Annotated in this window: 26 protein-coding genes and 1 pseudogene; 13 read left to right on the top strand and 14 right to left on the bottom strand. The window is 61.8% G+C overall.

The genetic code is table 11. The features are described 5' to 3' along the window. The first annotated feature begins 37 nt into the window (after window positions 1–37). The 9 genes from NKJ32_RS04410 to NKJ32_RS04450 all read left to right on the top strand — a co-directional run bounded on the left by NKJ32_RS04410 (window position 38) and on the right by NKJ32_RS04450 (window position 10,679). A complete protein-coding gene (locus NKJ32_RS04410) occupies window positions 38–688 on the top strand; it encodes an RNA-binding protein (protein WP_352589063.1) in 651 nt (216 codons plus the stop codon). Beyond that, a complete protein-coding gene (gene infB / locus NKJ32_RS04415; RefSeq protein WP_352589066.1) occupies window positions 685–3,252 on the top strand; it encodes a translation initiation factor IF-2 in 2,568 nt (855 codons plus the stop codon). The genes NKJ32_RS04410 and infB overlap by 4 nt, the downstream gene beginning before the upstream one ends. 16 nt (window positions 3,253–3,268) lie before the next feature. Continuing rightward, entirely contained in the window at window positions 3,269–3,841 is a 573-nt protein-coding gene (locus tag NKJ32_RS04420) for a hypothetical protein (RefSeq protein WP_352826891.1), read from the top strand. Window positions 3,842–3,945: 104 nt separating this feature from the next. Beyond that, a complete protein-coding gene (rbfA, locus tag NKJ32_RS04425; protein WP_352826893.1) occupies window positions 3,946–4,371 on the top strand; it encodes a 30S ribosome-binding factor RbfA in 426 nt (141 codons plus the stop codon). After that, window positions 4,371–5,330 (top strand): tRNA pseudouridine(55) synthase TruB, encoded by a 960-nt coding sequence (truB, locus tag NKJ32_RS04430; protein WP_352589075.1) that lies wholly within the window; start codon window positions 4,371–4,373, stop codon window positions 5,328–5,330. The genes rbfA and truB overlap by 1 nt, the downstream gene beginning before the upstream one ends. A gap of 133 nt (window positions 5,331–5,463) precedes the next feature. Continuing rightward, window positions 5,464–6,558 (top strand): magnesium/cobalt transporter CorA, encoded by a 1,095-nt coding sequence (gene corA / locus NKJ32_RS04435; RefSeq protein ID WP_023676906.1) that lies wholly within the window; start codon window positions 5,464–5,466, stop codon window positions 6,556–6,558. Window positions 6,559–6,698: 140 nt separating this feature from the next. Further along, the gene (gene rpsO, locus NKJ32_RS04440) at window positions 6,699–7,010 is read left to right on the top strand and encodes a 30S ribosomal protein S15 (protein WP_280940423.1); all 312 of its coding nucleotides are present in this window, start codon (window positions 6,699–6,701) and stop codon (window positions 7,008–7,010) included. A 418-nt stretch (window positions 7,011–7,428) separates the two neighbouring features. Beyond that, on the top strand, window positions 7,429–9,576 hold the full coding sequence (gene pnp / locus NKJ32_RS04445; RefSeq protein ID WP_352826894.1) for a polyribonucleotide nucleotidyltransferase: 2,148 nt from the start codon (window positions 7,429–7,431) through the stop codon (window positions 9,574–9,576). Window positions 9,577–9,665: 89 nt separating this feature from the next. Then, window positions 9,666–10,679 (top strand): class I SAM-dependent methyltransferase, encoded by a 1,014-nt coding sequence (locus NKJ32_RS04450; RefSeq protein WP_352589081.1) that lies wholly within the window; start codon window positions 9,666–9,668, stop codon window positions 10,677–10,679. Window positions 10,680–10,715: 36 nt separating this feature from the next. Here the strand turns inward: NKJ32_RS04450 and fabI are convergent, their stop codons facing one another. The 3 genes from fabI to fabA form a co-directional block, all read right to left on the bottom strand. After that, window positions 10,716–11,528 carry an enoyl-ACP reductase FabI gene (fabI, locus tag NKJ32_RS04455; RefSeq protein WP_023676910.1) on the bottom strand — a complete coding sequence of 271 codons (813 nt, stop codon included), beginning with the start codon at window positions 11,526–11,528 and terminating at the stop codon, window positions 10,716–10,718. A 13-nt stretch (window positions 11,529–11,541) separates the two neighbouring features. Beyond that, the gene (gene fabB / locus NKJ32_RS04460) at window positions 11,542–12,762 is read right to left on the bottom strand and encodes a beta-ketoacyl-ACP synthase I (RefSeq protein WP_352826895.1); all 1,221 of its coding nucleotides are present in this window, start codon (window positions 12,760–12,762) and stop codon (window positions 11,542–11,544) included. A 123-nt stretch (window positions 12,763–12,885) separates the two neighbouring features. Next, window positions 12,886–13,404: a 3-hydroxyacyl-[acyl-carrier-protein] dehydratase FabA gene (gene fabA, locus NKJ32_RS04465; RefSeq protein ID WP_023676912.1), complete on the bottom strand. Its 519-nt coding sequence runs from the start codon at window positions 13,402–13,404 to the stop codon at window positions 12,886–12,888. A gap of 240 nt (window positions 13,405–13,644) precedes the next feature. On the opposite strand from fabA, the gene irrA reads away from it, so the two are divergent. Together irrA and NKJ32_RS04475 are read left to right on the top strand one after the other, a co-directional pair. Then, window positions 13,645–14,076, top strand: coding sequence for an iron response transcriptional regulator IrrA (gene irrA, locus NKJ32_RS04470; protein ID WP_023676913.1), 432 nt, complete (start codon window positions 13,645–13,647; stop codon window positions 14,074–14,076). Between the two features lie 10 nt (window positions 14,077–14,086). Beyond that, the gene (locus tag NKJ32_RS04475) at window positions 14,087–14,446 is read left to right on the top strand and encodes a DUF4260 domain-containing protein (RefSeq protein ID WP_023676914.1); all 360 of its coding nucleotides are present in this window, start codon (window positions 14,087–14,089) and stop codon (window positions 14,444–14,446) included. 81 nt (window positions 14,447–14,527) lie between these two features. Here NKJ32_RS04475 and NKJ32_RS04480 read toward each other — a convergent pair whose 3' ends face one another. Then, window positions 14,528–15,085, bottom strand: coding sequence for an SH3 domain-containing protein (locus tag NKJ32_RS04480; RefSeq protein ID WP_023676915.1), 558 nt, complete (start codon window positions 15,083–15,085; stop codon window positions 14,528–14,530). 157 nt (window positions 15,086–15,242) lie between these two features. Here NKJ32_RS04480 and NKJ32_RS04485 point away from each other — a divergent pair, with 157 nt between their 5' ends. Next, window positions 15,243–16,244, top strand: coding sequence for a 2-hydroxyacid dehydrogenase (locus tag NKJ32_RS04485; RefSeq protein ID WP_352589090.1), 1,002 nt, complete (start codon window positions 15,243–15,245; stop codon window positions 16,242–16,244). Window positions 16,245–16,308: 64 nt separating this feature from the next. Here the strand turns inward: NKJ32_RS04485 and NKJ32_RS04490 are convergent, their stop codons facing one another. The 9 genes from NKJ32_RS04490 to NKJ32_RS04530 all read right to left on the bottom strand — a co-directional run bounded on the left by NKJ32_RS04490 (window position 16,309) and on the right by NKJ32_RS04530 (window position 25,861). Next, on the bottom strand, window positions 16,309–16,797 hold the full coding sequence (locus NKJ32_RS04490; protein WP_352589093.1) for a GNAT family N-acetyltransferase: 489 nt from the start codon (window positions 16,795–16,797) through the stop codon (window positions 16,309–16,311). After that, on the bottom strand, window positions 16,794–17,555 hold the full coding sequence (locus NKJ32_RS04495; protein WP_352635752.1) for a molybdopterin-synthase adenylyltransferase MoeB: 762 nt from the start codon (window positions 17,553–17,555) through the stop codon (window positions 16,794–16,796). Before NKJ32_RS04495 ends, NKJ32_RS04490 begins: the two co-directional genes overlap by 4 nt. A 76-nt stretch (window positions 17,556–17,631) precedes the next feature. Then, window positions 17,632–18,780 carry a DNA replication/repair protein RecF gene (gene recF / locus NKJ32_RS04500; RefSeq protein WP_352576939.1) on the bottom strand — a complete coding sequence of 383 codons (1,149 nt, stop codon included), beginning with the start codon at window positions 18,778–18,780 and terminating at the stop codon, window positions 17,632–17,634. A 26-nt stretch (window positions 18,781–18,806) separates the two neighbouring features. Further along, window positions 18,807–19,925, bottom strand: a complete 1,119-nt coding sequence (dnaN, locus tag NKJ32_RS04505) for a DNA polymerase III subunit beta (protein ID WP_023676920.1) — start codon at window positions 19,923–19,925, stop codon at window positions 18,807–18,809. A 199-nt stretch (window positions 19,926–20,124) separates the two neighbouring features. After that, on the bottom strand, window positions 20,125–21,597 hold the full coding sequence (dnaA, locus tag NKJ32_RS04510) for a chromosomal replication initiator protein DnaA (RefSeq protein ID WP_023676921.1): 1,473 nt from the start codon (window positions 21,595–21,597) through the stop codon (window positions 20,125–20,127). A gap of 914 nt (window positions 21,598–22,511) precedes the next feature. Further along, window positions 22,512–22,778, bottom strand: a complete 267-nt coding sequence (gene rpsT / locus NKJ32_RS04515; protein ID WP_023676922.1) for a 30S ribosomal protein S20 — start codon at window positions 22,776–22,778, stop codon at window positions 22,512–22,514. Between the two features lie 160 nt (window positions 22,779–22,938). Further along, window positions 22,939–23,712, bottom strand: coding sequence for an enoyl-CoA hydratase (locus tag NKJ32_RS04520; RefSeq protein ID WP_023676923.1), 774 nt, complete (start codon window positions 23,710–23,712; stop codon window positions 22,939–22,941). A gap of 24 nt (window positions 23,713–23,736) precedes the next feature. Beyond that, window positions 23,737–24,627, bottom strand: a complete 891-nt coding sequence (gene mutM / locus NKJ32_RS04525) for a bifunctional DNA-formamidopyrimidine glycosylase/DNA-(apurinic or apyrimidinic site) lyase (protein WP_352448614.1) — start codon at window positions 24,625–24,627, stop codon at window positions 23,737–23,739. Further along, the gene (locus tag NKJ32_RS04530) at window positions 24,620–25,861 is read right to left on the bottom strand and encodes a phosphopentomutase (RefSeq protein WP_352826897.1); all 1,242 of its coding nucleotides are present in this window, start codon (window positions 25,859–25,861) and stop codon (window positions 24,620–24,622) included. The genes mutM and NKJ32_RS04530 overlap by 8 nt, the downstream gene beginning before the upstream one ends. Before the next feature lie 159 nt (window positions 25,862–26,020). On the opposite strand from NKJ32_RS04530, the pseudogene NKJ32_RS35485 reads away from it, so the two are divergent. After that, window positions 26,021–26,149 (top strand): annotated as a pseudogene (locus NKJ32_RS35485) (phosphate/phosphite/phosphonate ABC transporter substrate-binding protein); the annotation flags it as partial. 102 nt (window positions 26,150–26,251) lie between these two features. On the opposite strand, the gene NKJ32_RS04535 reads toward NKJ32_RS35485, so the two are convergent. Continuing rightward, window positions 26,252–26,872 (bottom strand): TadE/TadG family type IV pilus assembly protein, encoded by a 621-nt coding sequence (locus NKJ32_RS04535; protein ID WP_023676926.1) that lies wholly within the window; start codon window positions 26,870–26,872, stop codon window positions 26,252–26,254. Window positions 26,873–26,900: the final 28 nt, after the last annotated feature.

Genomic DNA, 26,900 nt, shown 5'->3' on the forward strand with positions numbered 1-26,900 from the left:
GTGAAACCGCATCGCACCGAACCCGCCCTTGGACGAGATGAACGATCGCACCTGCATCGTCACCCGCAGGCAAGCCGAAACGGATGAACTGATCCGTTTCGTCGTCGGCCCGGATTCGGCCGTCGTTCCGGACATCAAGAGAAACCTGCCCGGCCGCGGTTGCTGGGTGACGGCCGACCGCCTACATATAGAAAAGGCAGCGGCCAAAAACCTGTTTGCCCGTGCTTTTAAGGCGCAGGTGAGCGTGCCGGCCGATCTTGGCGGCATGGTCGACGCGCTGCTTTCCAGGTCCGCTCTGGGCATGCTTGGCCTGGCCCGCAAGGCGGGCGCCATAGCACTCGGAGCGACCAAGGTCGAGAGCGCCGTGCGCGGCGGACTTGCACTTTTCGTGCTCCACGCGACCGAGGCTTCCGACGATGGCGTCCGCAAGATAAGCCAGGCGCGACGGGCAACCGTCCACCTCGGCGGGCCTGCGATCCGCGCTTACAAACTTTTCTCCGAGGCCGAGTTGAGCTTGGCATTGGGGGGTACAAATGTGATACATGCTGCCGTTCTCGCGGGAGACGCGGGCAGGGCGGTCCAGAAGCGCATGGTTGCGCTCGACCGATATCGGGGCGGTTCCCCGGACGATCTGGCAATGCTTGCGGCCGTTGCTGACGAAGATGATGCCGCAGAGGATATGGAATGAGCGATACGAAATCGGGCGACGACAAGACGCTGAGTGTTACGCCGAAGAAGACCTTGACGCTGAAGCGCCCCGGTATGGAACAGGGCACGGTGCGCCAGAACTTCTCGCACGGCCGCACCAAGTCGGTGGTCGTCGAGACCAAGAAGCGCAAGTTCTCGCTGCCCGGCGACAAGCCGGAGCCGGCGGCAGCGCCTGTGTCCGTCTTCACGCCGAAGCCGGTCGCGGCAGCGCCCGCCGTGCAGGAAGCTCCCAAGGCGCCTCCCCCTCCGCCGCCGGTCGAACGCGGCGGCATGGTGCTGAACGAGTTGTCGCGCCAGGAAATGGAAGCACGCCGCCGGGCTCTCGAGGGCTCGAAGGTCCGCGATGTCGAGGATCGCCAGCGCGCCATCGAGGAAGCCAAGCGCCGCAGCGAGGACGAAGAGCGCCGCCGCCGCGAGCGCGAGGAATCGGCTCGCCGTCAGGCCGAGGAAGAGGCACGGCTGCAAGCCGAGGCCGAATCCCGCCGCCGTGCCGAGGAAGAGGCGCGCCGCCGTGCGCCGCTCGCCGCCGAACTGGCAACAGTCGATGACGAGGAAGAGGTCAAACCGAAGCGGACCGGTGCCGGCGCACCAGTGCGCCGTCTGGTCACACCGGAAGTGGCGCGTCCGGCCAAACCGACCAAGGGCGAGGAAGACCGCCGCCGCGGCAAGCTGACGCTGAATTCGGCGCTTTCCGACGAGGATGCGCGCGCCCGCTCGCTCTCGTCGATGCGCCGCCGTCAGGAGAAATTCAAGCGCGCGTTGCATAACGAGCCACGCGAGAAAGTCATGCGTGAAGTGATCCTGCCCGAAACCATCACCATCCAGGAGCTGGCGCAGCGCATGTCCGAGCGCGCTGTCGACGTGGTCAAGTTCTTCATGAAGCAGGGCCAGATCCTGAAGCCTGGTGACGTCATCGACGCCGACACGGCCGAACTCGTCGCCACCGAATTTGGCCACACGGTCCGCCGCGTCGCCGAGTCCGACATCGAAGAGGGCTTGTTCAACATCGCCGATCGTCCCGAGGACCTGCAGCCGCGTCCGCCGGTGGTAACGATCATGGGCCATGTCGATCACGGCAAGACCTCGTTGCTCGATGCCATCCGCAATGCCAACGTCGTCTCCGGCGAGGCCGGCGGCATTACCCAGCATATCGGCGCCTATCAGGTCGAGAAGAACGGTCACAAGGTTACCTTCATCGACACGCCCGGCCACGCCGCCTTCACGGCGATGCGTGCCCGCGGTGCCCAGGCGACCGATATCGCCATCCTCGTGGTGGCAGCTGACGACAGCGTCATGCCGCAGACGATCGAATCGATCAATCACGCCAAGGCGGCCGGCGTTCCGATCATTGTGGCGATCAACAAGATCGACAAGCATGACGCCGACCCGCAGAAGGTGCGTTCGGAACTGCTGCGCCACGAGGTGTTCGTCGAATCCATGGGCGGTGAGGTGCTGGATGTCGAGGTGTCGGCGACCAAGGGCATCAATCTCGACAAGTTGCTCGAAGCGATCCTGCTGCAGGCCGAAATCCTCGACCTGAAGGCCAATCCGGACCGCACCGCCGAAGGCGTGGTCATCGAAGCCCAGCTCGACAAGGGCCGCGGCCCAGTCGCTACCGTGCTGGTGCAGACCGGCACGTTGATGCCGGGCGACATTCTCGTCGCCGGCAACGAATGGGGCCGGGTACGCGCGCTCGTCAATGATCGCGGCGAGCAGGTCAAGGAAGCGCCGCCGGCAATGCCGGTGGAGGTGCTCGGCCTGCAAGGCACGCCGCAGGCCGGCGACCGCTTCGCCGTGGTCAACAACGAGGCCCGCGCCCGCGAGATCACCGAATATCGCCAGCGTCTGGCGCGTGAGAAGGCGGTGGCCAGGCATGCCGGCCAGCGCGGCTCGCTTGAACAGATGATGTCGCAGTTGCAGACCAGCGGATTGAAGGAATTCCCGCTGGTCATCAAGGGCGACGTGCAGGGCTCGATCGAGGCGATCAACGCCGCGCTCGACAATCTCGGCACCGACGAGGTGCGTGCGCGCATCGTCCATGCGGGGGCTGGCGGCATTACCGAAAGCGACGTGTCGCTGGCGGAAACTTCGGGGGCTGCGATCATCGGCTTCAACGTTCGCGCCAATGCGCAGGCCCGCGCAGCCGCGGCTGCGGCCGGCATCGAGATCCGCTACTATTCGATCATCTACAATCTGGTCGATGATGTGAAAGCGGCGCTCTCCGGCCTGCTCTCGCCGGAGCGTCGCGAGACCTTCATCGGCAATGCCGAGATCCTCGAGATCTTCGACATCACCAAGGTCGGCAAGATCGCCGGCTGCCGTGTCACCGAAGGCAAGGTCGAGCGTGGTGCGGGCGTGCGCCTGATCCGCGACAACGTCGTCATCCACGAAGGCACGCTGAAGACCCTGAAGCGCTTCAAGGACGAGGTTTCGGAAGTTCCGGGCGGCCAGGAATGCGGCATGGCCTTCCAGAACTACGAGGACATGCGCGTCGGTGACGTCATCGAGTGCTTCCGCGTCGAGATGGTGACCAGGACGCTATAAAGCGCTTGGCACCGATATGGGCCAGGACGTTCCAAATTTGGAAGGTATGTTCCCTCTATGGGAGTATACCTTCCAGACAAATGATACGCAGCTTAAACGTGCTGCGCGTTCGTTTTCCGATCTGAGGTATGGTCGATCCAGGCGTTGGATTCTTACAGGGCTTGCTTGGCTGATTTTGATAGCCGCAATTCTTTTGATTATCTGGACATCTGCGTTGGCCGTCGCTCTGCTGGAGTACCTTGCAAAGGGCGTGGTTTCCAGTCAGACAATTTACGTTCTGGCCCCAATTGCTATGGGGACAATATATATAATAATAGCTCGTAGTTTTTTGGTTCCTTTAAAAAGGAAGGCAAATAATAAGAAGCTTGGCAATATCGCTGAATCGGTTAAGATTTTCGACGGGTATATTATCCAGTTTTTGGACGAGAGCTCGATAAAGAATCGAAAGATAGAACGGATGCATCTCAGCAACGATTATTTATTCTTCGTTATTGACGACGGCACCCGTTTCGTTTTTGTCCCGAGAGATGTCGTTACCGCCGATGCGCTTGCGAAAATAATAATCTGGGTAGCTGACGCTCGGTCATAGAATGAGGACCAATTAACGCAGGTTCCCAAGGGTAGCCAAGCCAGTTCAACAGCGCTAAGTGGGCGGCTTGAGGCGGTTCGAACCCGCGCGAAGGAAGAATTTTTATGCCTAGACCATCAACGGCTGGCCCATCCCAGCGCATGCTGCGTGTCGGCGAGCAGGTGCGCCATGCGCTGTCCGAGACCTTGCAGCGCGGCGAGATCCTCGATCCGCTGATCGAGAACACGGTGGTTTCGGTCTCGGAAGTGCGCATGGCGCCCGATCTCAAGATCGCCACCGCCTTCGTTTCGCCGCTCGGCGCCAAGGATGCCGGGGCGGTGATCGAGGCGCTCAACAAGCATGCGAAGTTCGTGCGCGGCCGCGTCTCCGGCGCGCTGCGCCAGATGAAGTACATGCCGGAATTCCGCTTCCGGCTCGACACCAGCTACGACAATTTCCAGAAGATAAACGAGTTGCTGCACTCGCCCGAAGTGGCGCGCGATCTCGACCCCGACGACAAAGACAAAGACGACAGGAAGGACAGCGAATAGTGGCGCGTCGCGGCAAGAAGAAGGGCCGGCCGATCTCGGGCTGGCTGGTGCTGGACAAGCCGGTCGGCATGGGCTCGACTGAAGCCGTCTCCAAGATCAAATGGCTGTTCCAGGCGGAAAAGGCCGGCCATGCCGGCACGCTCGACCCGCTGGCGTCCGGCATGCTGCCGATCGCGCTCGGCGAAGCGACCAAGACCGTGCCATACGTCCAGGACGGCGCCAAGGTCTACCGCTTCACGGTTGCCTGGGGCGAGGAGCGCTCGACCGACGACCTGGAAGGCCCGGCGACCAAAAGCTCGGACCGCCGTCCGGCGGAAGCCGACGTACGGGCGCTGCTTTCGAAATATACCGGCGTCATCATGCAGACGCCGCCGCAATTTTCGGCGATCAAGATCGCCGGCGAGCGCGCCTACGACCTTGCCCGCGATGGCGAGACGATCGACATTCCGCCACGCGAGGTTGAGATCGGCCGGCTCGACCTGGTCGAGCACATGGCAGATCGCACCATCTTCGAGGTCGAATGCGGCAAGGGCACCTATGTCCGCTCGCTGGCGCGCGACGTGGGGCGCGACCTTGGCTGCTTCGGTCACATCGCCGAGCTGCGGCGGGTCGAGGTCGAGCCGTTCACGCAGGAAGATTTCGTCACCTTGGCCGAGCTGGAAGCCGCCCGCTTCGGCGAACAGAGCGAGGAAGGTTCGCAAACAGCGGACGCGCCGATCGACTTCGGTGCCATCGATGCACTTCTGGTCGACACCGCCGCGGCGCTCGAATGCTTGCCGCAGGTTGCGATCAGCGACGATGCGGCAACCAAAATCCGCCTCGGCAATCCGGTCATCATTCGCGGCCGTGACGCGCCGGTAGAAGCTGAGGAGGCCTGCGCCACCGCGCGCGGCAAGCTGGTCGCCATCGGCGCCATCGAGCAAGGCATGTTCAAGCCAAAGCGGGTCTTTGTCGGGTAACAGCTGTCTCTCGGCGCATGATCTCCAACCGGATTCTATTTTGCGAAAGGATCATGCGCTAAATCAACAGGGCGACGGCGTCGTTTGCCGTCCGAAGGGATGCGCGGCACCGACGCTGCATTCGAGGGGGCACATGGCAAAGGCTGAGACGGGCAGGAAGCGGGCGGTGCTCAACACACGGCGGCCGCCCGTCGGGGCTTCGCCCGGCACGCTGATCGCCGACCCGGCGGCACGCCGTTCCGAGCTCAGGCTGACATTGATCTCGCCCGAAAAGTTCAAGACCATCGACAATGCCAGCATCGACGACGTCAACACCCATTGCCACAATTGGCCGGTTATCTGGCTCGATTGCACAGGCCTCGCCAACATCCAGCTGATCGAGGAGATCGGCCGGATCTTCAACCTGCATCCGTTGGCGCTGGAAGATGTCGTCAACACCGGCCAGCGGCCGAAGGTGGATTTCTTCGAGGACCATGCCTTTGTCGTCGTCAGGATGATCGACGATGTCACCGCGCATCGCTACGAACAGATCGCCGTCTTCTTCGGCAGGAACTTCGTCGTCACCTTCCAGGAGCGCGAAGGCGACCCGTTCGATCCCGTGCGCAAGCGGATCGCAAGCTCGGTGCCCAACCGCTTGCGCTCGCGCGGCGCCGACTATCTCGCCTATGCTTTGATCGACGCCATCGTCGACAGCTATTTCCCGCCGATCGAGGCTGCCGGCGAATTGGTCGACAGCATTGAGGACCAGATGCTGAACCAGGCGCACAAGCATCAGATGCGGCAGCTTCACGAATTGCGGCGCGATGCCAATGTGCTGAAGGGCGTGCTTTGGCCGATGCGCGACGCGCTGGCGACCATGATCCGCAACGACGTCTCTTATGTGAAGGCCGAAACCAAGATATTTCTGAACGACACGCTCGATCATTCGCTGCGATTGATCGAACTGGTCGAAACCCAGCGCGACATGCTGACCGGCCTGATCGAGATGCACTTGTCGCTCAGCCAGGCGCGCACCAACGACGTCATCAGCTATCTGACGATCGTCTCGGTGATCTTCATGCCGCTTACCTTTCTCGTCGGCGTATGGGGCATGAATTTCGACCCCGACACCTCGCCCTGGAACATGCCGGAGCTGAAAGCCTATTACGGCTATCCCCTGTCGCTCGTCTTCATGGCGCTTGTTGCGGTCGGGCTCTTTGCGTACTTCAAATGGAAGAAATGGCTCTGACTAGGCGGAAGTGCCCGTTTATGCAGCAAAAAGCCGGCTTGTGAATTAGGCTGGCCTTTTTGTCGGAATTGCACTATATGCGCCGCAGCCTCGCGCTTTGACGCGTTGCTTGCACCGGCCCCTGCTGGACGACATCCCGGCTGAGGGCGTCCCGTTTCCTCAAACAGACAAGGAAAAACACGATGTCGATTACTGCCGAACGCAAGAAGGAATTGATGGGCGAATTCGCAACCGCCAAGGGCGATACCGGGTCTCCGGAAGTCCAGGTGGCCATCCTTTCGGAGCGCATCAAGAACCTGACCGACCATTTCAAGGACCACAAGAAGGATAACCATTCCCGCCGTGGTCTGCTCGCTCTCGTTTCCCAGCGCCGCAGCCTGCTTGATTATCTCAAGCGCAAGGACGACGCGCGCTATCAGACGCTGATCGAGAAGCTCGGTCTGCGCCGTTGACGAATTGACCGGCGGGTTCTTTCGAGAGCCCGCCGGTCGCGCATTGGAGCATCGGGTCATCCAAGGCTCCATGAAGGAAGTAGGAAGGAAGTAGAGCGCCGCGCATCGGTTTGGATGCGCAAAGGACGCTCTGAAGTTTAGATTTGCGCAGGATATTTTCCGAAAACCTGGTTTTCGGGTTCACGCGCAAGGCCACTCGGATCGATTGGCCAACCCGGTTTCGAAACAGCAGAGGGCCGCTCGAAACCGCCCATGGACGGTCATGGGGCAGGATTGCAGGACGCTCGTGCGGCACCGCGCCGAATAAGCCGAGCCTCCCGTTGTCTTGCCCGTGGCTGCCCGAGAAAGGAAGCCAAGGGAAAGGGGCATCCGCGCACGCTGAAACGGCGCGGCCCTTTCCGCATACGAAGGACAAGACATGTTCAATTACCACAAAGTGGAAATCGAATGGGGCGGCCGCCCGCTCATTCTCGAAACCGGCAAGATCGCGCGTCAGGCTGATGGCGCGGTGCTGGCCACCTACGGCGAAACCAAGGTTCTCGCCACCGTCGTCTCGATGAAAGAGCCGAAACCCGGCCTCGATTTCTTCCCGCTGACGGTCAACTACCAGGAAAAGACTTACGCCGCCGGCAAGATCCCGGGTGGTTATTTCAAGCGTGAAGGCCGTCCGAGCGAGAAGGAAACGCTGGTTTCCCGCCTGATCGACCGCCCGATCCGCCCGCTCTTCGCCGAAGGCTACAAGAACGACACCCAGATCGTCGTCACCGTCGTCCAGCACGATCTCGAAAATGACCCGGACATCCTGTCGATCGTCGCCACCTCCGCGGCCCTGACCTTGTCCGGCGTGCCGTTCATGGGCCCGGTTGGCGGCGCCCGCGTCGGCTACATCAACGGCGAATATGTGCTCAACCCGCATGTCGACGAGATGCAGGAATCGAAGCTCGACCTGGTCGTCGCCGGCACCGCCGACGCCGTGCTGATGGTCGAGTCCGAAGCCAAGGAACTCGGCGAGGACCTTATGCTTGGCGCCGTCATGTTCGGCCACAGGGGCTTCCAGCCGGTGATCGACGCGATCATCAAGCTGGCTGAAGTCGCGGCCAAGGACCCGCGCGACTTCACCGCGCCGGACTATTCCGCACTTGAAGCCGAGATGCTCAAGATCGTCGAAGGCGAGCTTCGCGACGCCTACAAGATCACCGACAAGCAGAAGCGCTATGCCGCCGTCGACGCCGTCAAGGCGAAGGTCAAGGCCGCGTTCGCGCCGGCAGAAGGCGAAGAGGCCAAATACACGTCCGAACAGATCGGCACCGTGTTCAAGGAGCTCCAGGCCAAGGTCGTGCGCTGGAACATTCTCGACACCGGCTCGCGCATCGACGGCCGCGACCTGAAGACGGTCCGCAAGATCGTCTCGGAAGTCGGCGTCCTGCCGCGCACGCACGGCTCGGCGCTGTTCACTCGCGGCGAGACCCAGGCACTGGTTGTCGCCACGCTCGGCACCGGCGAGGACGAGCAGTATGTCGATTCGTTGACCGGCATGTACAAGGAGAAGTTCCTCCTGCACTACAACTTCCCTCCCTATTCGGTCGGTGAAACCGGCCGCATGGGTTCGCCGGGCCGCCGCGAAATCGGCCATGGCAAGCTCGCCTGGCGCGCCATCCGGCCGATGCTTCCGACCGCCGACCAGTTCCCCTATACGTTGCGCGTCGTTTCGGAGATCACCGAGTCCAACGGCTCGTCGTCAATGGCTACCGTCTGCGGCACCTCGCTGGCTCTGATGGATGCCGGCGTGCCGCTTGCCAAGCCGGTCGCCGGCATTGCGATGGGCCTGATCAAGGAAGGCGAGCGCTTCGCCGTGCTCTCCGACATCCTTGGCGACGAGGACCACCTCGGCGACATGGACTTCAAGGTTGCCGGCACCGCCTACGGCATCACCTCGCTGCAGATGGACATCAAGATCGGGGGCATCACCGAGGAGATCATGAAGATCGCCCTCGACCAGGCCAAGGATGGCCGTCAGCACATTCTCGGCGAAATGGCCCACGCGCTGTCCGGCGCACGTGCCGAGCTCGGCGAGTTCGCGCCGCGCATCGAGGTCATGCACATCCCGACGGACAAGATCCGCGACGTGATCGGCTCGGGCGGCAAGGTCATCCGCGAGATCGTCGAAAAGACCGGCGCCAAGATCAACATCGAGGACGACGGCACCGTCAAGATCGCCTCGGCCAATGCCAAGGAGATCGAGGCGGCGAAGAAGTGGATACACACCATCGTCGCCGAGCCGGAAGTCGGTGAAATCTACGAGGGCACGGTCGTCAAGACCGCCGACTTCGGCGCTTTCGTCAATTTCTTCGGTCCGCGTGACGGCCTCGTCCACATCTCGCAACTCGCCAATGACCGCGTCGCCAAGACCTCCGATGTGGTCAAGGAAGGCGACAAGGTCTGGGTCAAGCTGATGGGCTTCGACGAGCGCGGCAAGGTCCGCCTGTCGATGAAGGTCGTCGACCAGGCCACCGGCAAGGAAATCGTGCGCGACAAGAAGAGCGAAGGCGAAGAAAACGCCGCCTAAGCTGATCTAACTATGCAATCGAAGCGGGCGCGCCGGAAGGTCGCGCCCGTTTGCGTTTCAACAACAGCCTTGCAGTTCAAGAGTGGTGAATGTCCGCCGAGCCGCTGAAAACGCTTTTCCATCCGTTCGAGGCCGGTGCTGTTTCCCTGCCACGAAAGGATGAACGCATACTCTTTCTCGGTGCCGAGCCCGGCTTTCGCTTGCCGGAAGGGTTTGATGCCAAGCTTCATCTTGTCCAAGGCTTCAGGCCGCACTTTCGCGCCTTGCAGGCGTCCGGCTTCGCGGTCACGCCGCAGGTCGAAGGCGAGGCTTTCGACGCGGCATTTGTGCTCGCTGGCCGCCATCGCGGCCAAAACGAGTTGCGCGTTGCCGAAGCGGTCGAGCGCGCAGCACCAGACGGGTTGATCGTCGTCGCCGGCAGCAAGGACGATGGAATCGCCAGCCTGCGCAAGCATGTCGGCGCCCTTGTGCCGCTCGAAGGCCACCTGCCGAAGCATCACGGCATTGCCTTCTGGTTTCGCCGGCTGGCCGATACCGTTGCCGCGGCAACGCTTCGCACCGCCAATCCGGACTTGGTGGTCGAGGACCGCTTCCGCACGGCCCCAGGCATGTTTTCCTTCGACAAGATCGATGCCGGATCGAAGCTGCTGGTCGAAAATCTGCCCAACGATCTGCGTGGCAGCGTTGCGGATTTCTGTGCCGGTTGGGGCTATGTCGCCGCCGAAGTCGCCGCCCGCTCACCCGGCATATCGGCGCTTGACCTTTACGAAGCGGATTTCGAGGCGCTGGAGGCGGCCAAGGCCAATGTCGGCAACACAGGCGTGGAGCCACGTTTCTTCTGGATAGATCTTTTGAGCGAACCGGTCGAGCGCCGCTACGACGTGGTCGTCATGAACCCGCCCTTTCACCGCAGCCGGGCGACTGAGCCGGAAATCGGTGCCGGCATGATCCGCGCGGCAGGCAAGGCGCTGAAGCCCGGCGGCCGGCTGTTCATGGTGGCAAACCGTCAGCTTCCCTACGAACCGGTGCTGGCGGCCGCCTTCTCCAGCCATGCGGAGCTCGCCCGCGACGGCATGTTCAAGGTCTTATCGGCGCGACGCTGAAATCCTGCGGGGCAAGCCGGCGATACGTCGCTCGCGCTATTCCCGCCCGCCGTCGGTCTGCTTCAATTCGTCAAGCGTCGGCATGGAAACGATGTGATAGCCGGAATCGACATAGTGGATTTCGCCGGTGACGCCGGAGGACAGGTCGGACAGCAAATAGAGCGCGGAGCCGCCGACTTCGTCGATCGTCACTGTACGGCGTAGCGGCGAGTTGCGCTGCTGGTAGGAGAACATGTGGCGTGCGTCGGAAATCCCGGCGCCCGCAAGCGTCCGTACCGGTCCCGCCGATATGCCGTTCACCCTGATGCCGCGCGGGCCGTAGTCGTTGGCGAGATAGCGGACGCTGGCCTCCAGCCCCGCCTTGGCGACACCCATAACGTTGTAGTTCGGCATGACACGGACCGAACCGGCATAGGTCAGCGTGATCATCGAACCGCTATCCTTCATCAATGTGGCGGCGTGACGGGCGATCTCGGTGAAGGAGTAGCAGGAGATCACCATTGTGCGGATGAAGTTGTCGCGGCTCGTGTCGGCGTAGAGGCCTTTCAGCTCGTTCTTGTCGGAAAAGCCGATGGCATGGACGACGAAATCCAGCCCGCCCCACGCCTTCCCCAAAGTCTCGAAAGTCGCGGCGACCGACACGCTGTCCTCGACGTCGCAAGGCACCACCAGGGATGCGCCCAATTTCTCGGCGAGCGGCTTGACCCGGCGCCCGAAGGCCTCGCCCTGATAGGTGAAGGCGAGGTCCGCGCCATGTTCGGACAGTTTGCGGGCGATACCCCAGGCGATCGAATGATCGTTGGCAACACCCATGACAAGCCCGCGCTTGCCCTTCATCAATCCGTCCATGGTCGGCAAATCCTTATGCGGAATAGCGCTGGAAAATCAGCGTTGCGTTGGTGCCACCGAAACCGAACGAATTGGACAAAACGGTGTCGATCCTTGCATCGTCGATGCGCTTGCGCACGATCGGCATGCCCTCGAATTCCGGATCGAGGTTCTCAATGTGGGCGCTCTCGCCGATGAAGCCGCCTTGCATCATCAGGATCGAGTAGATCGATTCCTGCACGCCGGCGGCGCCCAGAGAATGGCCGGTTAGCGATTTGGTCGACGCGATGAAAGGCATCTTCTCGCCGAACACCTCGCGGATGGCGCCCATTTCCTTGGAGTCGCCGACCGGCGTCGAGGTGCCGTGCGTATTGATGTAGTCGACCGGCGAGGACACCGTTGCGAGCGCCTGCTTCATGCAGCGCGCCGCGCCTTCGCCCGACGGCGCCACCATGTCGTAGCCGTCCGATGTCGCGCCATAGCCGACGATCTCGGCATAGATCTTGGCGCCGCGTGCCTTGGCATGCTCGAGCTCTTCAAGAATCAGCACGCCGGCGCCGCCGGCAATGACGAAACCGTCGCGATCGACGTCGTAGGCGCGTGAGGCGACCGATGCTCTGTCGTTGAACTTGGACGACATGGCGCCCATGGCATCGAAGAGATCCGACATCGTCCAGTCGAGATCCTCATGGCCGCCGGCGAAGACGATGTCCTGCTTGCCCCACTGGATCAGCTCGTAGCCATTGCCGATGCAATGCGCAGACGTCGAGCAGGCTGATGAGATCGAATAGTTGACGCCGTGGATCTTGAACCAGGTGGCAAGCGTCGCCGACGCGGTCGACGACATCGCTTTTGGCACCGCGAACGGTCCGATCCGCTTGGGGCTGCCGTTTTTGATCGTGGTCTCGGCCGCCTCGACGATTGCACGGGTCGACGGTCCGCCGGAGCCCATCACGATGCCGGTGCGCTCGTTGGTGATGTCGGCCTCGTCGAGGCCGGCGTCTGCGATCGCCTGGTCCATTGCGACATGGTTCCAGGCAGCACCCTGCGACAGGAAGCGCATGGCGCGACGGTCGATCATGCCCGATGGGTCCAGCGTCGGCGCACCCCACACCCGGCAACGGAAGCCATGCTCGGCGAAAGAGTCGGAGAAGCTGATGCCGGACCTGGCATCGTGCAGCGAGGTCTGCACCTCGTTGGCATTGTTGCCTATCGACGACACGATGCCGAGACCTGTGACTACGACCCGTCTCATTCGCAACTCCTTCCAGCGCGGACCCCGAACCTGAAATCAATTTCCGGAATGGAACCATGCGCAAAATTAAAAGTGCTACAGCGTTCATCAGACGTCCAAGACGTCGTACTGTAGGGTCTTCGTTCAGACGGCGGCCGATTGCTTGGACAGACCGACCTTCAGATCCGTTGCCGCGTATATGGGCTCGCCATCTGCCTTCAGCCAGCCATCGGCGATGCCAAGCACAAGCCGACCGCGCATCACTCGCTTGAAGTCGACGCCATACTCCACCTTCTTGACCGAAGGCGTGACCATGCCTTTGAACCTCACCTCACCGGTCGACAGCGCCATCCCCTTGCCGGGTTCACCGAGCCATCCGAGATAGAACCCCGTCAACTGCCACATGGCGTCCAGGCCTAGGCATCCTGGCATGATCGGATTACCGATGAAATGGCAGGCGAAAAACCACAAATCCGGCTTGATATCGAATTCCGCGCGGATGAAACCCTTGTCGAACGCACCGCCGGTCTCGCTGATCTCGGTGATGCGGTCGAACATCAGCATCGGCGGATAGGGCAGCTGCGCATTTCCCGGTCCGAACAGCTCGCCGCGGGCGCAGGCAAGCAATTCCTCGTAACCGTAGCTGGATTTCGAACCCGCCATCAATCTCGTCCCCGTGATCGTCCCGGGCGATAGGCGCCCTTGTCGGTGGTTTCCTAACACAATCTGTTTCAGGCCGGAAACCGGCGCTTGCGCTTAACCTGCCCGTCTGCCCGGGTCAATGCGCGCTATTGATCGCATTCGGTCGACAGAATATATGTCAGGACACGTCCAGTTTCGGCAGATGCTCAATTTCTGCCATTTTGGACCTGTCTGAGGCGGAACTGTGAGCGCGACGGATAGATGGATCTGGGTTGCCGGAAGGATAATGTCGCTGTGGACAAGCGGGTTCGCGAGGCCGGTCTGAGGCCGACACGCCAGCGCATCGCGCTGGCAGATCTGCTTTTCGCCAAGGGCGACCGCCATCTTTCGGCCGAGGAACTGCACGAGGAGGCGCTTGCCGCCGGCGTGCCGGTGTCTCTGGCCACCGTCTACAATGCTCTGCACCAGTTTACCCAGGCCGGTCTTCTCCGCATCCTTGCCGTCGAGGGATCGAAGACTTATTTCGACACCAACACCTCCGATCACCATCATTTCTATATCGAGGGCGAAAACAGGATCTTCGATATCGACAGCGGCCCGGTGACGGTTTCCAACCTGCCGGAACCGCCGGAGGGCATGGAGATCGCCAATGTCGATATCGTGGTGAGACTGCGTCCGAAACGCTGCGACTGACCGGCGCCTTATGAAATTCCTGGATTTGACGCTCCGGCTCGAATGGGTCGCCGTCGCGGTGGCGGCTCTTGTCTTCTATGCAATCGCCGGTGTTTCCTGGTGGCTGTTTGCCGTGCTCATTCTGGCGCCCGACCTGTCGATGCTGGGTTACATGGCCGGGCCGCGCGTCGGGGCCGTCGCCTACAACGCCTTGCACATACTGATCTTGCCCGTTCTGCTGGCGCTTGTCGGCAGCGTCTTTGACAATGCAATGGCGATAGCTGTCGCGCTGATCTGGATCGCCCACATCGCCATCGACCGCGCTCTGGGCTATGGTTTGAAGCTGTCAAGCAGTTTCCAGGATACCCATCTCGGCCGCATCGGCCGCTAAACCATCCCCGAACCGAAGATCAGCGAAACAAATGCCGGATCCGGTGCTTGCAGCGCTGGCCCGACCTCCGGTTCGGAAAAGTCAGTTCTTGACCTTTTCGCCGGGATAGGCACCCCAGACCAGCGACTGCGCGAGCCAGCCGGTATGGCCGTCGAAGGTCATTTCGCACCACTGGCCATCGCAGGACTTGATCGTGCCCATTACCCCCGGTTCGAGGATCGCGATGACGCCTGCATCTTTTGCCGGGTCGTCAAGGAGGTTGACGCGAGCGTCCTTGCCGCGCTGCCAGGGGGCGACGATCGCCGTGCGACGGCCCGAAAGCAGCGACTGATTGATCCAGCCTTCCGAGCCGTCGGCATCACGCACACGGCGCCACGTATCGAACTCCTGGATGATCTCCATCGGCAGGCCTGGCTTCATATACATCCAGTCGACGGAATAATTGACGCCCGGCCCAACGCGCGAGTTGACGCGGCCGGATTTCAGGCTGACGAAGCGCGGCAGCGGCAAGCCGCTTGGTCCGAGCGTGACGCTCTGGGCGGGTGCGGCGGCACTTTGCGCCATCACCAGTGGGCTATGGATGAGAGCGCCGAGGAATGCTGCACTGAGGGTCAGGCGGAGCGACGCGAAACCAGACACTTTCGTTCCTTTCGGCGCCCGCCAATCGGCCTTCGCGCCCATTTTTCTTTGTCTTCGGCGGAACCGCTTGTTACATGGATGACCGGTACCGCGATCGGCTCTCAGTTTCGCCGTTCTTGGTTAAAGAGGTCTCAACGAGATCGGGTTCGAGGAAACAATGGCAGGCAAAAAGAAGCCCCTCGTCGTCATCACGCGCAAGTTGCCCGACCTAGTCGAGACCCGCATGCGCGAGTTGTTCGACGCCCGCTTGAATGTGGAGGACAGGCCGATGACGCAGCCGGAACTGGTGGCGGCGGTCAAGGAGGCCGACGTGCTGGTGCCGACTGTGACCGACAATATCGACGCGGCGCTGATTGCCCAGGCCGGCGACAACCTCAAGCTGATCGCCAACTTCGGCAATGGCGTCGACAAGATCGACGTTGCGGCAGCGGCCAAGAAAGGCATCACCGTCACCAACACGCCGAACGTGCTGACCGAAGATACGGCCGACATGACCATGGCGCTGCTGCTGGCCGTACCGCGACGGCTGGCCGAAGGCGCCAACGTGCTGACCGGCGACAAGAAATGGGCGGGATGGTCGCCGACCTGGATGCTCGGCCGTCGCATCTGGGGCAAACGGCTCGGCATTGTCGGCATGGGTCGCATCGGCACTGCCGTCGCCAGGCGCGCCAAGGCGTTTGGCCTCTCGATCCACTACCACAACCGCCACCGCGTGCTGCCGGCAATCGAGGACGAGTTGGAAGCCACGTATTGGGAAAGCCTCGACCAGATGCTTGCCCGTATGGACATTATCTCGGTCAATTGCCCATCGACACCGGCAACTTTCCATCTGCTTTCGGCACGGCGGCTGGCGCTTCTGCAACCGTCCGCTTACATAGTCAACACCGCGCGCGGAGATATCATCGATGAGGAATCGCTGATCAAGCTCATCCATGACGGCAAGATCGCCGGCGCCGGCCTCGACGTCTACGAGCACGAGCCGGCGCTGAACAGCAAGCTGCTGAAGCTTGCCCACAAAGGCAAGGTCGTGCTGTTGCCGCATATGGGTTCGGCGACGCTCGAAGGCCGTATCGACATGGGCGAGAAGGTGATCATCAATATCCGCGCCTTCTTCGATGGTCATCGCCCGCCCGACCGCGTGCTGCCGTTGAGGGCGTGACCTGCCGTCACGCCGGCACGGTCTTGCCGCGGCAACCGCGCGTTCGTCGTTGGATAGCTTTGGCTTACGAAAACGCCTTGCGCATGGTGATTGAGGTCGGCCGGTCGTAGCCCTTGTGCGCTGTCCGTTCGGTTTCACGAAAACCGAGGCGGGCAAAGGCTGCGTGATTTCCGGTCAGCTCGATCCGGGTCTGGAGCTCGATGGCGGTCCTGTTGTGGCTGCGGGCAAGATCTTCGACGGCCTGCATCAGCTGTTTTCCAATGCCTTGTCCCTGAAGAACCGGCTCGACCGCGAGCTTTCCAACATAGAGCTCGTCTGCGCGCTTCAGGATGAAGACGCAACCGACGATCTCGTTTTCCTTCAGCGCCAGGAATGCTGTCTCCTCCAGCGCTCTAGCCCTGAGATTTTCAACGGTGAGCCGATGCGCCGAGGACGGCGGGTCAATAACCCCGTCCATAAAGGCGAAGGCCCGCATGACCAGCGCCAGCACCTCGTCCCAACAGTCGAAATCGGCCGCAAGCTGCACGATGGAAACGTCGGCAGGCAGGCTCACGGGCTGGTTCGCTTGTAGCGGATCGTGTCGAAGCGTGCCGCCAGCGCATCGTAGAGCAGCAGTCGTCCGACCAGCGGCTCGCCAATCCCGGTGATCAGCTTGATCGCTTCCATGGCTTGCAGCGTGCCGATGACCCCGGTCAGCGCGCCGACAATGCCGGCCACCGCGCAGGATGGCACCAGTCCCGGCGGCGGCGCCTCGGGAAAGAGATCGCGGTAGCTTGGGTTCAACTTGCCGTCCGGGCCGGTTTCGAATGGCTTCAGTACGGTGACCGAGCCGTCGAAGCGGCCAACGGCGGCATGCACGAGCGGCCGGCTTTCCGCGGCGCAGGCGTCGGCCACCGCGTAGCGTGTCTCGAAATTGTCGGAGCCGTCAACGACGATGTCATAACGGGCAATGAGGGTAGGGGCGTTGTCCAGGGTCAGCCTGAAATTGTGCTCTTCCACGACGACGTTTGGATTGATGCGGATGATCGCCGCTCTGGCGCTGTCGGTTTTCGCCACCCCGACATCGCCCGTGGCGTGGATCACTTGTCGTTGCAGGTTGGAAAGCGAAACGATGTCGTCGTCGACGATACCGAGAGTGCCAATCCCTGCGGCGGCGAGATATTCGAGCACCGGCGCTCCCAATCCGCCGGCGCCAATGACGAGCACCCGCGCCCGCTTCAGCCGCTGCTGGCCCGCGCCGCCGATCTCGGGCAGCACGATGTGGCGGGCGTAGCGTTCGAGCTCTTCATCGGTGAGGGCGGCTGTGATCATCGCCGGACCATATAACGGAGGAAAAAACTTGTCAGGCGTCAATGCATGCAGCTCAGAAATGCGCCATGGACGAAATTCAAATGGTCGGCCTGACCGTGCCGTGATCGACGGTCAGGAATTGCGCGCGTCCCTTGAGGCTGTCAAACAACGCGGCATCGGTCCCGGTCATGAAGGCCTGGCAGTTTAGTTCCTCCAGGATCGAGAACAAGGCCGCCCGTCGACCGCCGTCGAGATGGGCGGCGATCTCGTCGAGCAGCAGGATCGGTGTCATGCCCGACATCTCGCCGGTTAGCCGCGCATGCGACAAGACAATGCCGACCAGCAGCGCCTTCTGCTCGCCGGTCGAACAGAGCTCGGCCGGCATCGCCTTGGGCCGGTGGCGCACCACGAGGTCGGAACGGTGCGGGCCGTCGAGCGTGCGTCCGGCGGTGCGGTCGCGGTCGCGCCCCTGGGCAAGCGCACGACGGAACCGTTCCTCTACGTCGACGGCCGGCAAAATACCGAGTTCGCCTTCCAGTTCGCCAGAGATGCCGATGTCGGCTTGCGGAAACGGTCCGTCGCCGGGCAGCCGGTCGATCATGGCGGCGAGCAGGCGCACCAGTTCGGCACGCGCCGCGGCAATTGCCACGCCGGTCTCGGCCATTTGCATCTCGATCGCATCGAACCAGGCACCGTCGCGTGAACCGTCGGCGAGCAGTCTGTTGCGGCCGCGCATTGCCTTTTCGTAGTCAAGCGCGCGCTGGCCGTGGCCAGGATCGATCGCCAGCACCAGCCGGTCTAGGAAGCGCCGGCGGTCGGCAGCCGGCCCGGGGAACAGGCCGTCCATGGCCGGTGTCAGCCAGACCACGCGCAGCCATTCCAGCATGTCTTCGGCTGAGCGTGCCGTCGCGCCGTTGATCCGCACCCGCCGGCCGGCTTCGCCGTCGCTGCCCGATATTCCGGTACCGATCTCGACCTGGCCTTCCGGCCCGTCAAGCCGGGCATGCAGCGCAAAGCCACCGTCGCCGCCTTCGCGCGCCACCTCGGAATAGGGTGCGCGGCGCAGGCCGCGGCCCGGCGTGAGCAGCGAGATCGCTTCAAGCAGATTGGTCTTGCCGGCGCCATTGTCGCCGGAGAAAACCACAGCACCGGGATCAAGGTCGATTGCCAACGCCGCATAGTTGCGGAAATTCGTAAGTGTGAGCTTACTTATGTACGTCTGCTGCGGTTTTGCAGATCTGGTCACGACAGCAAGATGGCCCCGTTCGGGCCCTACACCCGCATCGGCATCAGCACGTAGAGCGCGGTCTCGTCGGCCATGTCGTGGATCAGCGTCGGGGAACCGGCATCCGCCAGCATGAACTTCGCCTCCGTGCCGGTCAGTTGCGCGGCAACGTCGAGCAGGTATTTGGCGTTGAAGCCGATTTCGATCGGATCGGACGAATAGTCGGCCGCCAGTTCCTCGGTGGCACTGCCCGAATCCGGGTTGTTGACCGCAAGCGTGACCTGCCCTTCGGCGATCGAAAGCTTCACCGCCCGGCCGCGTTCGGACGAAATGGTCGAAACGCGATCGACGGCAGCGGCGAAACTCTGGCGATCGATAATCAGCTTCTTGTCGTTGCCGGTCGGAATGACGCGCTGGTAGTCCGGGAAAGTGCCGTCGATCAGCTTGGAGGTCAAGATAACGCTGCCGATGGTGAAACGGATCTTGGTGTCGGACAACTCGGTGGTGACTGCAACATCGGGATCGTCGACCAGCTTTTGCAGCTCGCTGACCGTCTTTCGCGGGATTATGACGCCAGGCATGCCCTCAGAGCCTGCCGGCGCATCGATCTCGGCGCGCGCCAGCCGGTGGCCGTCGGTCGCGACAGAGCGCAGCTTCAGCTTGCCGCCGGCCTCGTGCGTGTGCAGATAAATGCCGTTCAGATAATAGCGCGTCTCCTCGGTCGAGATGGCGAACTGGGTCTTTTCAATGAGGCCCTTTAGTCCGACGGAATCGAGCCGGAAAATATGCGAGAACGACCCGGCTGAAAGCTCGGGAAAGTCGGACTGCGGCAGGCATTGCAGGCGGAAGCTCGAGCGCCCCGACGTCACCGTCATGGCGTTGCCGTCTTCGTCGGTCTTCAGCGCCACCTCCGCGCCGTCGGCAAGCTTGCGCACGATGTCGTAGAGCAGATGTGCCGGGACCGTCGTCGCCCCGCCACGTTCGACCTTTGCCGGCGTTGCTTCGGTCACCTCCAGGTCGAGGTCGGTCGCCTTCATTTCAAGGCTGGCCCCCTCGGCGCTGAGCAGCACGTTCGACAGGATCGGAATGGTATTGCGCCGCTCGACCACGCGGTGAACATGGTTGAGCGACTTCAGGAGATTTGACCGTTCCAGGATAACACGCATGACGAAACAGGCTCGCTTGAATGAATGAACGGGTCTCCGGCAAGCGGCGCCCCGCGAAAGGTCTGAACAGGCTCAGAATCTGCGTAAACTGACAGGAAAAACCCGGCAAACGCAAGCCCGCGCCACCGGTTCGGACCGGCTGCACGGGCTTTCTGGGGATAAAAAGGCCGGAGTCCGCGAGCCGGCGTTTTTCGGGCCGTCAGGCCTGGTCGTTGATCAGCCTTCTCAGCAATTCGAGTTCCTGCGCCAGTGTGTTGTCGGCACCGGAAAGATCCTCGATCTTGCGCACCGCATGCAGCACGGTCGTATGGTCACGACCGCCGAACCGCCGCCCGATCTCCGGCAGCGAGCGCGGCGTCATCACCTTCGACAGATACATGGCGACCTGCCGTGGCTTGACGATGGTGCGTGTGCGCCGGTTGGACAGAAGTTCGGTCTTCGACACGTTGTAGTGGCGCGCGACGATGCGCTGGATGTCCTCGATACGCACCCGCTTGGGTTCGCCCGAACGATAGATGTGGCCAAGGATCTCGTCGATGCGGTCGATGGTGATCTGCGGTTCGAAGGATTGGCGAAACAAAAGCTGGTTGAAGGCACCTTCGAGCTCGCGTCCGCTGCCGGTCACCGTGCGGGCGACGTGGTTGAGGATCTCTTCGGAAATATCGAGCGACGCATCGTCGAGCTTGGCGGTGGCAAGCCTGAGCTTGAGCATACCGATACGCATGGCGAAATCCGGGGCTGACATTTCCAGCGCGACGCCGCCGTTGAGGCGCGAGCGGACGCGTGGCTCCAGCGACTCCAATTCCGACGGCGGCCGGTCGGCAGCGACCACCACTTGCTTGGCGCTGTCGAGCAGCATGTTGATCAAATGGCAGAATTCGTGCTGGATCGACTTGCCCTGCAGGAACTGCATGTCGTCGATGATGAGGAGGTCGATGTCGCGCAGCTGTTCTTTCAGCGTCAGTGCGTTGTTGTCGCGGATCGCGGTGGCGAACCGCCACATGAAATATTCAGCCGTCAGATAGACGACCCGCGATTTCGGATTCTGCTTCAGCGATTCTGCGGCGATCGCCTGCAACAGGTGCGTTTTGCCCAGCCCGACCGTCGCGTGAAGAAAGAGCGGATTGAAACGCACCGCGCTCGACTGCGATTCCGCGACCGCCTTGGCGGCGGCAAAAGCCACTCGGTTCGATGGTCCTTCGATGAAGGAGGTGAAAGTATAGCGTGGATCGAGTGGCGAACCGAGAACATTGTGCCGGAACTCGGTTTCTGCCGGCATCCCCGGGCGGGGTACCGGGACCCGTTCGACCCTACTGGGGCTCGCCGTGCCCGCAGAGAGCGCGGTTTGCGTCTGCCTGGTCATCTTGCGCGCCGGGGCCACTTCTGGCTCGACGCTGTTGCGGCCCTGCCGTGTGGCGGTGCGAACCACGATCTCGATCTTGAGGATCTCCGGATCCTCGTGCTTCCACAACTCGGTGATGAGATCGAGATAGTGGCCGTTGATCCATGAACGCAGGAATGCGGTTGGCACTGAGATGCGGACAATGCCCTTAGAGGATTCAGCGACCTTCATGCGCCCGAACCAGCTCGAATAGACCTCGGTTCCCAGACGCGCCTTCAACTGGGCCTTGACCCGATCGAACTTCTGTTCAGCTTCATTGGAAGCCGCCATGTCGTTCCTTCCGATTAACGTTCCAGGAAATGGGAGGTCGCCTGTAAGCTCCCTTTCGATGCCGCCGCTCTGCATGATCGAGTTCCTTGTCTCTTGTACCTGTTTTCCGCCGGGGATGCGCCTCCTGCATCCATGTTTCCGGCGACCGTGTCTTCGCTGCGACACCATCGCCGCCGCCGGCTGATGAATCGCCTCGTTGTCGGTCCGGCGCCGAAGAGCCGATCCGCTTTGGTCATGTCAGGGCAACAAAATGCCGTCCGGCGAAAAACCGCCGGCGCACCGTCGACCTGCCATGTACAATTACGCCAGTCCCCTACCGTATCGAAAAGACAAACCAACCCCGTCCGCGGAGTTGAATCCGCGGTGTAAACTCTGCCAATTTGAGCTGGCCGGTTTCAGGCTGGTCAAGGGCCAAGGGCCCGTCCCTTCGATGGACAGACATTACCGAAATCGCTGTGGATAGGGCAAGGCCACCCCTAACGGATTTTTAAGGAATCTGACTAGCAAGGGACGTTTCGAACGCCATGCTGCAACAGTTGATTTTGACAAAGCCATTGTGATTCAAACCCTTTTCCGGCGAATATGAAAAAGGCCACACAACGCGAAATTTTCTGAAATAATTCACTTGACAGCCAATTGTCGCCTATCGGCCGCAGCTGATGTGAACAAGCTGTGGATCACCATCGGTAAGCTTCTGAAAAGAAAAGGTAATCTGTGACGCTCGGAAATTTTCGTATTGGCGGTTTCGGAGGCTCCGAATATGAGCGGGCATGTATATGCCGGCAAAGCATTTCGAACTTTGAAATGCTCGCGGAGCGCCATTTTGCGGGCTTTCTTTTAAGTACTTGCCGGCAAACGAAAAAACCCGGCGCGATTGGCCGGGTTTGAAGAAGCGCAGTTCAGGAATGGATATATCAGGCTGACAGCACCTTGACCCGTTGGGCCAACCGCGACACCTTGCGCGATGCCGTGTTCTTGTGCACCACGCCCTTGGTCGCGGCGCGCATCAATTCCGGCTCGGCCACCTTGAAGGCAGCCTGTGCGGCCGCCTTGTCGCCAGCCGCGAGCGCCTCTTCGACCTGGCGGATGTAGGTCCGGACGCGGGAGCGGCGGTTCTTGTTGATCGCTGCGCGACGGGCGATCTTGCGCGTTGCCTTTTTGGCCGAGGATGTATTGGCCATGGTGCCTCTCTTCTGATCTGGTGGGCGCTTGCGGGATACCGCAGGGCGCAAAAAACAAACGGGCAGCCACAGGGCCGCCTCGATTGGTGCGGCTTATAGTTCAGCTTTTCCGGCGCGTCAACGCTGCAGCGCTTTCTTTTTGACCGGCGCCTTCGTCATCTCATCGGTTCGTGAAATTCGGCTTCCGCTTGCCGGTGAAGGCCGCCATGCCTTCCTTCTGGTCATCCAGCGCAAACAGCGAATGAAACAGCCGGCGCTCGAACCGCAGACCCTCGGTGAGCGTCGTCTCATAGGCGCGGTTGACGGCCTCCTTTGCCATCATCACCGACGGCAAGGAAAAACCAGCGATCTTGGACGCTGCCTTAAGCGCTTCCTCGATCAACTCGCCGGCTGGCACCACGCGCGAGACAAGGCCGGAACGCTCGGCCTCGGCTGCGTCCATCATTCGACCCGTCAGGCACATATCCATCGCCTTTGACTTGCCGACAAAGCGGGTCAGGCGCTGCGATCCGCCCATGCCGGGCATGACGCCCAGCGTGATCTCGGGTTGGCCAAACTTGGCGGTGTCGGCGGCGATGATGAAGTCGCACATCATCGCCAGTTCGCAGCCGCCCCCCAGCGCATAGCCCGCCACCGCCGCGATGATCGGCTTTCGTGCCCGCGTAAATTCTTCCCAGCCGACGAAGAAATCCTGCAGATAGGCATCCACATAGGAGATGGACTGCATTTCCTTGATATCGGCACCTGCCGCGAAAGCCTTTTCCGAACCAGTGATGACCATGGCGCCGATGTCGGCATTGGCGCCCATGCTATTCACCGACGCGACCAGTTCCGCCAGCACTTGTGAATTCAGCGCGTTGAGCGCCTGCGGCCGGTTCAGCGTAATCAGCCCGACCTTGCCGCGGGTTTCGACGATGATGGTTTCATAGCCCATGCTTTGCTCCTCCTCGCTTCTGGTTCAAGCCTGACAGGCCCGGCAGTGGAAAGTCGAACGACCGCTTTGCACGATACGCTCGATGTGGCCGCCACAACCAGGCTTGGAGCAGGCTTCCCCCTCGCGATCGTAAACCGCGAAGGAATGCTGGAAGTAGCCCAGCGATCCATCGGTCTGCATATAATCGCGCAACGACGAGCCGCCGGCGGCGATCGCATCGGCGACGACCGAGCGGATTGCTTCGGCCAGGCGTTCGCTCTGCTCTTTGGCTTTCTTGCCGGCTCTCGCGAGGGTGCCCGCTTCGCGCAGCGGCGACAGGCCGGCCCGCCAAAGCGCTTCCGAGACGTAGATATTGCCTAGCCCGGCAATCAGCCTCTGGTCCAGAAGTGCCGCTTTCAGCGGTGACTTGCGACCTTTCAGCAACGAAGCGAGCAGCGCGCCGTCCAGTGCGTTGCCTGTAGGCTCGACGCCTAATCCCGCCAGCATCGGATGCATGTCGGGCTCGCCTTCCGAAAACAGCATGAACCCGAAGCGGCGCGGGTCGTTGAAGATCACGCGAGAGCGGACGCCGGCAGGGGATGCGATGTCGAAGACGACGTGATCGTGAGCAGTGTTTTTCGAACGTTCGTGGTGGAACGCGCCGGGCGTTGCGCTCTCGTCGGCCGTTTCGATGCGAAACGAACCCGACATGCCGAGATGGCAGATCAGAACCGGGCCGTTGTCCATGTGCATTGTCAGATATTTGGCACGGCGGCCGAGCGCCGCAATCGTCTTGCCGGTCAGCCGCTCCGAAAATCTCTCGGGGAACGGAAACCGCAAATCCGGCCGGCGTGCCTCGACACCGACAATGCGGGCACCTTCAAGGGCCGGCTGCAGACCGCGCCTGACTGTCTCTACCTCCGGCAGCTCAGGCATGGCCACCTATCGTGGCATGGAAGGAGGTGCCGTGACGGCCGCGCGCCAGCCCGAGATGTTCGGCCACGGTTTCGCCGATGTCGGCAAATGTTGTCCTCAGTCCGATCTCTGCGCCTTTGAAACCCGGCCGTGTCCCGATAATCGGAATACGCTCGCGCGTGTGGTCGGTGCCGCGCCACGTCGGATCGTTGCCGTGATCGGCGGTCAAAATGAGCAGATCGCCTGGCCTCAGCCGTGCGAATGCCTCGGGCAGGCGCCGGTCGAAAGCTTCGAGTGCGGCGGCATATCCCGCAACGTCGCGCCGATGCCCGAACTCGGTGTCGAAGTCGACAAAGTTCGCGAAGACGAGGTCGCCGTCGCGGGCGTCTTCCATGGCACCAAGCGTTTTGTCGAACATCGCCATGTTGCCGGCAGCCTTGCGGACTTCCGAGATCCCCCGATGGGCGAAAATGTCGCCGATCTTGCCGATCGCGATAACCCGGCTGCCGCGCGCCGTCAGCCGATCGAGCAGCGTCGGTTCCGGCGGCGGTACGGCATAGTCGCGACGATTATGCGTTCGCTCGAACGTGGCGGCGGTTTCACCGATAAACGGCCTCGCGATGACGCGGCCGATATTCAGCGGATCGACGAGCCTGCGCACCACTTTGCAGAACTCGTAAAGCCGTTCCAGGCCGAAATGAACCTCATGCGCGGCGATCTGCAGGACGGAGTCGATCGAGGTGTAGCAGATCGGCTTGCCGGTGCGGATATGGCCTTCGCCGAACCGTTCGATAATCTCGGTGCCCGGAGCATGGCAATTGCCGAGGATGCCAGGCACCTTCCCTTCACGCACCATTGCGTCGGTCAACTCGGCCGGAAAGGCGGGAATCTTGTCTGGGAAGTAACCCCAGTCGAAACGGACCGGCAGGCCGGCTATTTCCCAATGGCCCGATGGCGTGTCCTTGCCGCTCGAAACCTCTTGGGCCGCGCCGTGAAAGGCGGCGGCAAGCGGCGCACTGCCGGCATTCTCGAACCTGAAACCCGTCGCCGTTGCCGCGGCCTGGCCGAGGCCGAGCGCGAGCATGTTTGGTACAAGAAGGGGTCCGGCACGCAGGCCTTCGCGATCGGCGCGGCCTTCTGCGCAGGCCCGCGCGATGTGTGCGAACGTATTAGAGCCGGTGTCGCCATAACGTTCGGCATCGGCCGCGCCGCCGATGCCGAAGGAGTCGAGGACAAAAAGGAAGGCGCGTGCCATCGAAAGGTTCATCATTGCCTGTGTGTTGGCTCAGACATAGGGTTCCGCGCCGCCATTGGCAATTCGGAAACCCAACGGCACGGCTTGGCGTGCTGGTCCCGGAGAGACGAATCGCGGCATGGTCGATCTGCGGATGGAAATGCGCGGCGCGGAGCTCGCATGAGGCTTGCCCTGACGGCATTCGCCGCCGTACTGGCTTTGCTGCTGGATGCGTCTTGCACAAACCTGGCGCGAGCCGATTGGCGCGATGTTATCGGAACGTTCCGTATCGGTATCGTCGCCGAACCGTTGCCGGTCCGAGGGACTATGTGCTGGCTGCAGCCATCGTGCGTCTAGTCTCGGCCCGCGGTCGCAAGCAATAGCAACAGACCGGTTAGCGGGCTTCAGGCGTCAGCAATCGCTGCACGGAATGGTCGGGCTCCTGCGCGGCCGCAGATAATAAGTTTCCGCCATCGATATCGAATTGAAGACCGAGCTCAACCCGAACCGGCTTTGGCCGTCCGCCGACCAGGTGATGATTGGCTTGTAGGCGAGATCGCTTTCGACCCGAATGAGGAACGTGCCTTTGATCTTGAGCGCGCTCGGGACCGTTGTGGTGGAATCCTTGACAGCGTCGACGCTAGAGACGCCATCGACCAGTTTGCGCGACCACACGACCAGGACTTTCGGCGTCGTCTCGTTCGTCACCTGTATCGCCGTGATAATGATCTTCGGTTTCGAGCGGTTGTAGGGCTGGAGCGTGGAACTGCCGATCGCCATGATGGCATCGACATCGGCCGCCTTGACGGTCTGCTGCTGCGTGACGAGGTCCGCTACCATGCTGCCGATGCGGCTGACCTTCTTGCTGGTCTCGATGGCTTGCGAGGCCTCCATTGTCATAAAGTACATGATCAACAGGACAGGCACGATGAGGGCAAACTCGACAGCCGCAATACCGCGGCGGTCCGAGCAAAGCCGGACTGCTCTTGTACAAATCCCTGCGATGCCCAGCTGTGCCCCCGCACGAATCATGGCTTTGCCCTTTTCAAGCGACTACGTG

The sequence above is a fragment of the Mesorhizobium sp. M0159 genome (genome assembly GCF_040322295.1).
In the GTDB taxonomy this organism is placed as follows: domain Bacteria; phylum Pseudomonadota; class Alphaproteobacteria; order Rhizobiales; family Rhizobiaceae; genus Mesorhizobium.

Bases quoted from the DNA above. Each gene is read 5' to 3' on its own strand.
- irrA (WP_023676913.1), top strand. From the start codon at position 13,645: ATGGATCTGGGTTGCCGGAAGGATAATGTCGCTGTGGACAAGCGGGTT.
- corA (WP_023676906.1), top strand. From the start codon at position 5,464: ATGGCAAAGGCTGAGACGGGCAGGAAGCGGGCGGTGCTCAACACACGG.
- infB (WP_352589066.1), top strand. From the start codon at position 685: ATGAGCGATACGAAATCGGGCGACGACAAGACGCTGAGTGTTACGCCG.
- NKJ32_RS04530 (WP_352826897.1), bottom strand. From the start codon at position 25,861: ATGGCACGCGCCTTCCTTTTTGTCCTCGACTCCTTCGGCATCGGCGGC.
- rpsT (WP_023676922.1), bottom strand. From the start codon at position 22,778: ATGGCCAATACATCCTCGGCCAAAAAGGCAACGCGCAAGATCGCCCGT.
- NKJ32_RS04535 (WP_023676926.1), bottom strand. From the start codon at position 26,872: ATGATTCGTGCGGGGGCACAGCTGGGCATCGCAGGGATTTGTACAAGA.
- pnp (WP_352826894.1), top strand. From the start codon at position 7,429: ATGTTCAATTACCACAAAGTGGAAATCGAATGGGGCGGCCGCCCGCTC.
- NKJ32_RS04485 (WP_352589090.1), top strand. From the start codon at position 15,243: ATGGCAGGCAAAAAGAAGCCCCTCGTCGTCATCACGCGCAAGTTGCCC.
- NKJ32_RS04520 (WP_023676923.1), bottom strand. From the start codon at position 23,712: ATGGGCTATGAAACCATCATCGTCGAAACCCGCGGCAAGGTCGGGCTG.
- NKJ32_RS04450 (WP_352589081.1), top strand. From the start codon at position 9,666: ATGTCCGCCGAGCCGCTGAAAACGCTTTTCCATCCGTTCGAGGCCGGT.
- fabB (WP_352826895.1), bottom strand. From the start codon at position 12,762: ATGAGACGGGTCGTAGTCACAGGTCTCGGCATCGTGTCGTCGATAGGC.
- fabA (WP_023676912.1), bottom strand. From the start codon at position 13,404: ATGGCGGGTTCGAAATCCAGCTACGGTTACGAGGAATTGCTTGCCTGC.
- rbfA (WP_352826893.1), top strand. From the start codon at position 3,946: ATGCCTAGACCATCAACGGCTGGCCCATCCCAGCGCATGCTGCGTGTC.
- fabI (WP_023676910.1), bottom strand. From the start codon at position 11,528: ATGGACGGATTGATGAAGGGCAAGCGCGGGCTTGTCATGGGTGTTGCC.
- NKJ32_RS04410 (WP_352589063.1), top strand. From the start codon at position 38: ATGAACGATCGCACCTGCATCGTCACCCGCAGGCAAGCCGAAACGGAT.
- dnaA (WP_023676921.1), bottom strand. From the start codon at position 21,597: ATGGCGGCTTCCAATGAAGCTGAACAGAAGTTCGATCGGGTCAAGGCC.
- NKJ32_RS04475 (WP_023676914.1), top strand. From the start codon at position 14,087: ATGAAATTCCTGGATTTGACGCTCCGGCTCGAATGGGTCGCCGTCGCG.
- mutM (WP_352448614.1), bottom strand. From the start codon at position 24,627: ATGCCTGAGCTGCCGGAGGTAGAGACAGTCAGGCGCGGTCTGCAGCCG.
- NKJ32_RS04495 (WP_352635752.1), bottom strand. From the start codon at position 17,555: ATGATCACAGCCGCCCTCACCGATGAAGAGCTCGAACGCTACGCCCGC.
- dnaN (WP_023676920.1), bottom strand. From the start codon at position 19,925: ATGCGTGTTATCCTGGAACGGTCAAATCTCCTGAAGTCGCTCAACCAT.
- NKJ32_RS04420 (WP_352826891.1), top strand. From the start codon at position 3,269: ATGGGCCAGGACGTTCCAAATTTGGAAGGTATGTTCCCTCTATGGGAG.